Annotated in this window: 4 protein-coding genes; all 4 read right to left on the bottom strand. The window is 29.4% G+C overall.

Annotation, left to right across the window (positions count from 1 at the left end; all coding sequences use genetic code 11):
• A partial coding sequence (lptC, locus tag CKF59_RS05920) for an LPS export ABC transporter periplasmic protein LptC (protein ID WP_119535034.1) occupies positions 1–532 on the bottom strand: 532 nt, incomplete at its 3' end.
• A 4-nt stretch (positions 533–536) separates the two neighbouring features.
• Complete coding sequence (locus CKF59_RS05915) at positions 537–1,103, bottom strand: KdsC family phosphatase (RefSeq protein WP_119535033.1); 567 nt, start codon at positions 1,101–1,103, stop codon at positions 537–539.
• Between the two features lie 79 nt (positions 1,104–1,182).
• The gene (locus tag CKF59_RS05910; RefSeq protein ID WP_119535032.1) at positions 1,183–2,160 is read right to left on the bottom strand and encodes a KpsF/GutQ family sugar-phosphate isomerase; all 978 of its coding nucleotides are present in this window, start codon (positions 2,158–2,160) and stop codon (positions 1,183–1,185) included.
• Position 2,161: 1 nt separating this feature from the next.
• A partial coding sequence (locus CKF59_RS07915) for a hypothetical protein (RefSeq protein ID WP_222985625.1) occupies positions 2,162–3,262 on the bottom strand: 1,101 nt, incomplete at its 5' end.

Raw genomic sequence — 3,262 nt, 5'->3', positions numbered from 1 at the left:
CTACATTACCATCTAAGTTATACTTACCTTCTTTTATATTAAATTTAAAACCATCTGCTTTAGTTATAAAAGATTGACCATAAATTGTTATCGGATTATTGCTAGATAATATATAACTATCTAAATTTAAGATGGAATCACTTAACTCTGCACGTTGAAAATTAGGATTACCTAAAGAAAATACTTCTACATTATCTTTAAAAAGAAGATTCTTATTTTCCATGGTTGCCGTATTTGTAACCATGAAAACAGACTGATTAATCTGATCTTTTCTTATTGAGTATACAAGTACATTAGTAAAATTAAATATATCACTCTCTTGTAACTTATCTACTTGGTTACTAATAACCGTATACTCATTATTTCCTAAAGGATCAAAGCTCGTTAAAATAGCCTTACTAATTTCCATTTGTGGCAAATCACTTTTATTGACTTGACTTGCATTATCGTCATCTCTTGAAGAAAGAGAATAAATTCCTATTGCTACAGCTAGTAAGCATAAAACAAAAATTACTCTTTTTTGTATTAACATCAAATTAACTATTCCAATATAATAATAGCTCTTCGCGCATATTTGATTGCCCTTCATTTGCAATGATTAATAAATCACAAACCTCTCTAACTGCACCTAAACCACCTTGATTTAAGGTTACATATTTTACATATCTATCCACCATTGGATGACGATTAGGAACAGAAATAGGCAATCCCACCACTTTTAATGCAGAAATATCTATATAGTCATCGCCCATATAAGCTACTTCTTCTGGTTTTAATGAGTATTTCTCCATTAATTCAAGTAAGAATTTTCCTTTATCGTGAACTCCTGCGAAAAAATCAGCTCCATCTATTTTAAGAATTTTAGCTCTATACTCTAAAGCACTATTAGAACGACCTGAAATAACAGCTACATGTAATCCATAGTCTTTTGCACGTGCAATCGCATAACCATCTAACACGCTATAACTCACGCCTACAGCAGTATTGGCATCATAGTAATGCACTTGACCTGGAGTCATAATTCCATCATTATCAAGAACTAAAAGTTTAATTCCTTTGAATAAATGAATTTTATCTTTGGCATGTTGACGATAATCTAACATTAGTATTTTCCTTAGTCTCTTTTCTATAAAATTTTATCAATATATTATATATTCAAATTTACTATTTTTCACGATAGAATCAAATTCCAGAATTAATTAAAGCTAAATAATTTACAATTCCTATAATTCTCTCTTCTTCATCAACAATTGGTAGAACAGAGATTTTCTTTTGCTCCATAATTTGCATCGTATTGTAAGCTAAGTCATCTAACTTACCTGACGTAAAACTAGAAGTCATTGCTTCTTTTATTTGAGTTGCGTAAATATCCTTATGATTTACTATATATCTTCTAAGGTCTCCATCCGTAAAGATCCCTAGACATTTAGGTTTAGCATCAGTTAACGAGTCAACTATTAAAACACAACCTAAATTTTTCTTTGACATAGTTACTAAGCAATCACTAATCATCATCTCGGGTAATACTAATGGTAAATCATCTCCGACTTTCATTAGGTTAGCATTAGTGATTAACAAACGTCTACCTAGCACTCCAAAAGGATGAGATGAAGCAAACTGTCCTTTTGAAAGTTGTTTTCTTTCAATTAATGCTACAAGTAAACAGTCGCCTAAAACTAAAGTATTGGTTGAAGAGGCTGTTGGAGCTAAATTTAATGGACAAGCTTCTTGGGTTACGTTTAACAATAAAAACACTTCACTATACTTAGCTAAAGTAGATTCAGGATTATTGGTTATCCCAATAACTTTAACATTATTCTTCTGTAAATAAGGGATTAAGCTATTAAACTCGTGAGCTTCACCTGAATTAGAGACATAAAGAACTAGATCATTTTCAACAATCATTCCTGCATCCCCATGTCCAGCTTCACAAGGATGAACAAAAAACGAACTTGTACCTGTAGAAGCAAAACTAGCTGCAATTTTTTTTGCAATGTGTCCTGATTTACCAATCCCCATGCAAACAACTTTCCCCGTGCAATTATTTAATAAATCGCAAGCTTGAGCAAAAGCTTCTGAATTTATTGTCGTTTCCAAATTTTTTATTTGCTCAATTTCTATGTTTAAAGTTCTAAGAGCACTATCAATATAACTAGTCATTTTAATTCTCTTGATTAATTGAATAAACGTATTTTACCCAATTTATTTTATGAAAAACTTTTTGTTTAAATCTATTTGGATCTCTATTAAATAAAGTAGCCATATAAACCATTAATTGATCATCAGCACTAAGTGATTCACTTCTAGCTTCTAACTCAACTAAGATTTTACTGATTAACAGTGAGTAAATTAAACCTACTCTTTGGATAAGAAATCTTTCTAGATGAAACTCATCAAAACCTGCTGAATTTAATAAAAGAGCAGAAGAAATATCTTGATCTAAATAGTAAAAAAGTACTTGCAAGAAATTATTATACAGAACATTAAAATTATTTTTTAGTTGCCCCTCAATTTTTGGAGCTATCTCTTGAGATTTTATAATGTCAAGTATTTCATAAGTAGATAGTTCTTGCTCATTTAAAGCAAAATAAAAGTAGCGGTTAAAGATCTTTAACCCAGGATTGGTTTTACTATTTTCTTGGTAATTAGTTAAAAAATCATAAGAATACACTTCTTGTAATTTAGCAAGCTCAACTTTTATAAGTTCGGTCTTACTTAAATCGGCAAACTCCATATTTCTTAAATCTTTCTCACTGTTTTCAAGGAGAATTGCTAATTTTTTATAGACAAGCAATAAAACAATAGTGTCTGTTTGAGTTAAATCAACTTTTAACTTTTGTAATAAAGTGCTACTTTGCTCCTTATAATATGAAGTTAAAATAAAATAATCAGTCAATAGAGAGTCTATTTGAATAAAGCTATTTACTTGAGGAGATTTAAAATCTTTAAATAAATGTTCCACACATTTATCATCACTTACCCCTAAATTTTGACAAAGTAGCTCTTTGTAATTTTTTATATCAACAGGTAAGTATTCTTTCTTGACAAAATTAATTACTTCTAAATTTATAGTCCAAGGAGATAGCAGATTTTTATTATCTACTTTAATAATTGTTAAATCAGGTTTTGCACTGATTCTTCCCTGATAAATTTTATATCCATTTATAAGACTAATAACCACAAAAGAAATAAGGGCAATTAATGATGTAAGTATTAAAATTATAATTTTTATACGTGATACTTTTACTTTTTTCAATAAAAC

Source organism: Psittacicella gerlachiana, from assembly GCF_003585965.1.
Classification (GTDB): Bacteria; Pseudomonadota; Gammaproteobacteria; order Enterobacterales; family Psittacicellaceae; genus Psittacicella; species Psittacicella gerlachiana.
This window is presented reverse-complemented; position numbering and strand designations above follow the sequence as displayed.

Bases quoted from the DNA above. Each gene is read 5' to 3' on its own strand.
- CKF59_RS05910 (WP_119535032.1), bottom strand. From the start codon at position 2,160: ATGACTAGTTATATTGATAGTGCTCTTAGAACTTTAAACATAGAAATT.
- CKF59_RS05915 (WP_119535033.1), bottom strand. From the start codon at position 1,103: ATGTTAGATTATCGTCAACATGCCAAAGATAAAATTCATTTATTCAAA.